3 protein-coding genes are annotated in these 5,185 nt (G+C 71.6%); all 3 read right to left on the bottom strand.

From position 1 onward, the window contains the following. A partial coding sequence (locus E8A12_RS19300; protein WP_293371838.1) for a glycosyltransferase occupies positions 1–1,113 on the bottom strand: 1,113 nt, incomplete at its 3' end. Between the two features lie 88 nt (positions 1,114–1,201). Next, positions 1,202–4,360 (bottom strand): CHAT domain-containing protein, encoded by a 3,159-nt coding sequence (locus tag E8A12_RS19295; RefSeq protein ID WP_293371836.1) that lies wholly within the window; start codon positions 4,358–4,360, stop codon positions 1,202–1,204. Next, on the bottom strand, positions 4,357–5,185 hold an 829-nt coding region (locus E8A12_RS19290), incomplete at its 5' end, for a hypothetical protein (RefSeq protein WP_293371834.1). The genes E8A12_RS19290 and E8A12_RS19295, both read right to left, overlap by 4 nt.

Raw genomic sequence — 5,185 nt, 5'->3', positions numbered from 1 at the left:
GAACAGCGCCGCCAACGCCTGGGCGGCCTGCTCCACATCGACGGCGGTGAATTGCGACTGGGCGGTGAAATAGTCCATGTAACCGCCCAGGCCATGCGCGTAGCGGTAGGCGAGGTCGGTCCCCAGCCCAGGCCTGGGCGTCGTGGTGCGGATCAGGAAGCCGTCGGTCTGATGGCGCAGGCTGAAGCGATAGCCGTCCCAGTCGGAAACCACCGAGGGCAGGCCGGCGGCCATGGCCTCTGGCACGGTCAGGCCGAAACTCTCCTGCACATTGTCGGAGAACGAGATGAAGACGTCGGCCGCCGACCAGATCGGGCCGTGGGCGTCCGGCGCGGCTTCGCCCACGAAACGCAGCTGCACGTCGGGACAGAAGGCCGCCGCCGCGTCCCGGAAATCCTGGTCCTCCTTCGGGTCGCGCGCCCCGCCGTAGAGGATCCAGTAGACCGGCTGGCCGGTGCGTTGCGCCGCCTGCTGCAGGGCCAGGCCCATGGGCGCCGGGTTCATCTTGGTGGCGACGCTGAAGCGGCCGAAGAACAGCGCCGCGGCGGCGTCGTGCGGCACGTCCAGCGCCTCGCGCCAGCGCCGGCGCGCCTGCGGGTCGAAGGTGAAATCCTCGGCGTGGACCCCCAGCGGGATGGTCACCAGCTGGGCGGGCGGGACGCGCGTGACGCCGAACCGGTCCTGCAGATAGTCGGCGACCGCCTCAAGCTGGGTCTGCACCGCGCTCTGCACGGCAGGTGAGGTGCAGACCAGCGCGTCCCATGGCTCGACCGGGGCGATCAGCATGCCGGCGATCTCGCCCATGATGTAGGTCTCGGCGATGGTGTGGGTGACGCCGGTCAGGGAGTAGGCCGCGGCGCCCGCGCTGCGTCGCGCCCAGGCCTCGCGCTGCAGCTCCGGGCTCGGGATGTGCAAGGCGCCCGGCGTGGCCAGGGCCGCACGGTCGCCGGCCTCGATCCAGGCGATGGGCGAGCGGGGCGGGCCCAGCCGGTCGAGCAGGGGCTGGAAGGCGTCCAGCGGGTCGTCGTGGACGTTCCAGAGGTAGAACTGCTCGACCTCGGCGTAGCGCAGGAAGCCACGCAGGAAGCCCTCGCCCGCGGAGTTGCGGCCCATGGGACGGGGCAGGGCGGCGTCATAGGGCTCGCGATCGAAGTGGATCGCAGCGTTGCCGGGGCGAGGCGCGGCGATGGCGCGCCCCGGCCTAGTGCGCTGCGGCGCCGGCCGCGCCGGCGGTCGGCATGGCGCGGGCCCCGTCGCCAACGATGGTGAAGGGCGCCCAGAAGTAGGGGTGCGACCAGTCGGCGCTCTGTTGCAGGCTGAGCTGCGCCTGTTGCAGGGCCTCGGCCTCACTGACAGCGGGAGCCGAGAACAGGCCGGTCATCAGCCGCACCGTGGCCGCGGAGTCCACCGACCAGTGGGAGACCACCAGCGCACGGCCGCCGGCGTAGATCACCGCCCGGGTCAGGCCGCCGAGCGCCTCGCCGCCGCCCTGCAGGCCGGTCAGGTCGGTGGCCTCGGAGCCCGCGCCGCCAGTGTCGCAGGCCGACAGCACGACCAGATCGGCGTCGAGCTTGAGGTCGAGGATCTCACTGGCGTCCAGCAGGCCGTCGCTGTCGTCGCTGGCGCCGACGGAGGTGACCAGCGCCGGCTCCGGCAGACAGGCTGAAGGCTGCGGCAACAGGCCGTGGGTGGCGAAGTAGAGCACCTTGAAGTCGCCAAGGTCGGTGCGGGTCTTCACGGCGTCGTCGGTAAAGGCCTTGCCGATCAGCAGGTCTTCGCCGGAGGCGTTCTTGAAGCTTGCGCCCACCTTGCGGACCTCGTCGGCGGTGTCGGGCAGTTCGGGCAGGCGCAGCAGGGCCTGGCGGGTGCCTTCGCAGATGTTGGCCCCGCCGCCGCCGTTGATCGTCCCCGAACGCTTCAGCACCGAAGCGTAGGCCCGCGGCTCGGCCTTGGCGCTGACCGGGTCGGCGAAGGCCAGGAAGGTCTGTTTGGCGCGCGACGGGCTGAACGCCCGCGACTGCATGAAGCTCGGCGCCGAGAGCACCAGCGAGGAATCGAGCCGGGCGCCCAGCCAGGCGACTTTGCGGTAATCGGGGTCCTTGCCGGGGGCCAGGCCGGCCAGCAGCGGCGCCGGGTCCTCGGTGACCAGGGCGCCGACCGGAAGCGAGATCAGCGCGCCGTCCGGCTCGTAGATCAGATGCTTGGCGGCCAGGATCTCGCTCTTCACCGGACCGGCCATCTGCTGGAAGAGGGCGTAGGCGCGCACCACGTCGAAGGCCGGCAGCCCGTCCTCGGCCTCGAACGGGGCGCGAAGCGCGCGGACCGCCGAGGCGGCCTGTTCACGCGACAGGTCGAAGCGGTAGGGCTTGGCCGCGGCCTGCGAGACCAGGACGCCATAGCCGCGGCCGCCCAGTAGGGCGATCTTCAGATAGACCTCGTCCTTGTGCAGGGCCTTCTGCAGCTCGGGCAGACTGGCGGTGGCCGCGACCAGCTGGGCGTAGCGCGGATTGGCCGCCAGAAGTTGGGCTTCCAGGGTGTCGGACTGCTGCTGCAGGGTCTTCAGTTGGGCGTCGAGGTCGGTTTTGGCCTCGCCGGCATAGCTGTTCTGCGTCTGGGCGTTGGCGATCCGGGCTTCGGTGGCGCGCAGTTCGCGCTTGGTGTCGTCCAGGGCGCGGACCAGGCCGGTGATCGCTCCATCGCCGGAGGCCACCCGGGCGGCCAGCTTGGACACCGTCTGGGCGGTCGAGTTGGAGACCACGCTCTCGGCCGCTGAGAAGAACCTGCCGCGGTAGTCGTCGGCCTTGGTCGGGTCGCTGGCGATTTTCGCCAGCAGCAGGTCGAAGTAGGGCGCCGCGGCGTCGGCGGAGGCGCCCAGCGATCCGCGCTGGCTCTGGAAGAGGGCGAAGGCGCGTCCGAAGCTGGCCAGGGCCGCGTCGTCGCGGCCGGCCGCCATCTGGGCGCGGCCGAGCTGCAGCAGCAGACCGCCTTCCGTCGCCGTGCCGGCGTGGCGGGCGCGCAGGATCAGGATCGAGGTCGCCAGGCGGTCGGCCGCCGCGGCGGGCTGTCCAGCGGCCATGTCGAGGTCGGCGAAGTCCGCTTCCACCCGTGACTGCAGCAGCACGTTGAGCGCCCCATTCGCCTCGCTGGCGCTCAGCGCGCGACCCGCCTGGGCGAGCGCTTCGCGCGCGCCGGCCGTATCGCCCTGGGCGGCGAGGGAGGAGCCGATCACCTCCCAGGCCTGGGCGTCCTGCACCAGCAGTTGGTCGGAGACCGAGACCTCGCCGCCGCGACCGATCAGGGCGCCGCCGCCGGGACGGCTGTTGAGTGCGTGGGAAAGCTCCGCGCCAATCGCCACCTCGCCGGTGGAGACGGCGAGAACGGTAGGGCCCTTGTCGGTGACGCCCGCTGCGGCGCGCGCCTGCTGGCGGGCCTGCAGGGTGGCGCGCCCGGCCTGCACGGCCTCGGCGAATTTGCCTTGATTGCGCAGATGAAGCGCGTGGTAGCCCATGGCCTCGGCGGCCAGCACCGGGTCGTTCGCCCGGGCCACCTGGGCGTCGGCCAGGGCGAACTCGCGGTCGGCCTCGGCGAAGCGGCCATTGTTGGAGATGTTCAGCGCCAGGTTCAGCCTCGCCTCGCCCAGCTCGCGCGGCGGGGCGTTGCGGCTTTGCGCATCGGCGGCCAGGGCCTGGAAATCGGTCTCGGCCTGGTCGAAGCGCCACTCGTTGTTCTGGACGTAGGCGTGGGCGCGCAATCTGGCCGGGTCGGTCGCCGCAGCCGCCTGGGCGCGGGCGAGCCCGCCGGCCGAGCCGCCGAAGTCCGAGGCGATCTCGGCGCTGGCGGCCGAGACCTGGACGTCGGCCATCTGCGGCGGCTTGGCGGCGCCGGCGACCACCCGCAGGCCGGTCTCCAGCACGTCGGCGATCTGGCTCGCGCCCTCGGCGGCGAATACCGTCTGGCCGTGCTTGGCGCCGTAGCTCAGGTAGGTGGCGTTGCTGCCGGTCGCATGGCAGGCGCGCCGGCTGACCGCGCCCAGACCAGCCAGGGTTTCGGACTTGGGCTCGGCGCAGGCCGCACGCTGGGCCAGCGCCTGGCTCCACGCCGTCTCGCCGGCGCTGGTGGGCAGGACATAGAGGCGGCCAAGGCTCACGTCCCAGCCGCGGCAATGGATGTTCCAGCCGCGTCGGCCCTGGGCCTGCACCACCGGGTCGTCGTAGTCGCGCACAGCCTCGCAGACCGCGCCGCTGACGGCGCTGCGGCCCAGCGGGATCAGGTCGGCGCGGGTCTGGGCGTGCCCGGCTCCCGCAAGTCCCAGAAGGATGGCCGCGCCGCTCAGCGACGCCAGGACCCGAGCGCCGCTCATGGCTTGGCCTCCGGCTTCTTGTCCGGCTCCGGCAGGCGCTTTCGCCAGATCTCTTCGCTGCCCGACCCGGTGACCACTGGCTCGAAGAGCAACTCATCGGCCTCGACCGGGGCAATCGGCAGCAGCGTCGTGCCGGCGTTGCGGTCGTTGGCGGCCCGCGCGCCGGCCTGGGCGTCATCGCCGCCCGGGGCGCCGGATCCAGGGTTCAACGAAACGGTGAGGGTCGGCGTGTTCTGCTGCAGGTTGCTGGTGACCGCCGCGGCGGCCGAGCATTGATTGGTGTCCACTGCACAGCTGTTGAAGCGATAGACGGCTCCGGGCGGCGGACTGGCTGGATTTCCGGCGGCGTCGACAATGGCCACCTTGACGCCGCCGCCGGCGGAGAAGCTGGAGACCACGGCGCCCGACCCGTCCAGGAAGGAGCCATAGAGGTCAACGAGCTGCGGCGGATCGAGCGTGAGGTTCGGCGATGTCTTGCCGGTGATGAACAGGCCCACCGATTGGTCGGTGGTTGGCGCGGTGTTCTGCGACACCACCCGGTTGGCTGCGGACAGCTCCAGGTCGCCCGCCGTCACCAGCACCCGGTTCTGCTCGGCGGGCGTCGCGGCGACCCCCGTTGGCGTGTTCTTGCCGATCTCGATGCCGGCGTCGGAGGTCGGCTGAACCAGGCCGATGAAGCGCTGCGAGCCGATGATGATGTCCTGGGTGGCGAACAGCTTCACGTGGTTGAGGGCGTCGATATTCGAATAGGCGCCGTTGCTGTAGGTCGCCGATCCGATCGTGCCGCTGACCAGCACCGCATTGGGCTGCCAGGCGGTGTTGGTC

This window comes from Phenylobacterium sp. (genome assembly GCF_004799395.1).
Lineage (GTDB): Bacteria > Pseudomonadota > Alphaproteobacteria > Caulobacterales > Caulobacteraceae > Phenylobacterium.
Note: the sequence above shows the minus strand (reverse complement) of the source record. Positions and strands in the feature narration are given on the sequence as shown.

Bases quoted from the DNA above. Each gene is read 5' to 3' on its own strand.
- E8A12_RS19295 (WP_293371836.1), bottom strand. From the start codon at position 4,360: ATGAGCGGCGCTCGGGTCCTGGCGTCGCTGAGCGGCGCGGCCATCCTT.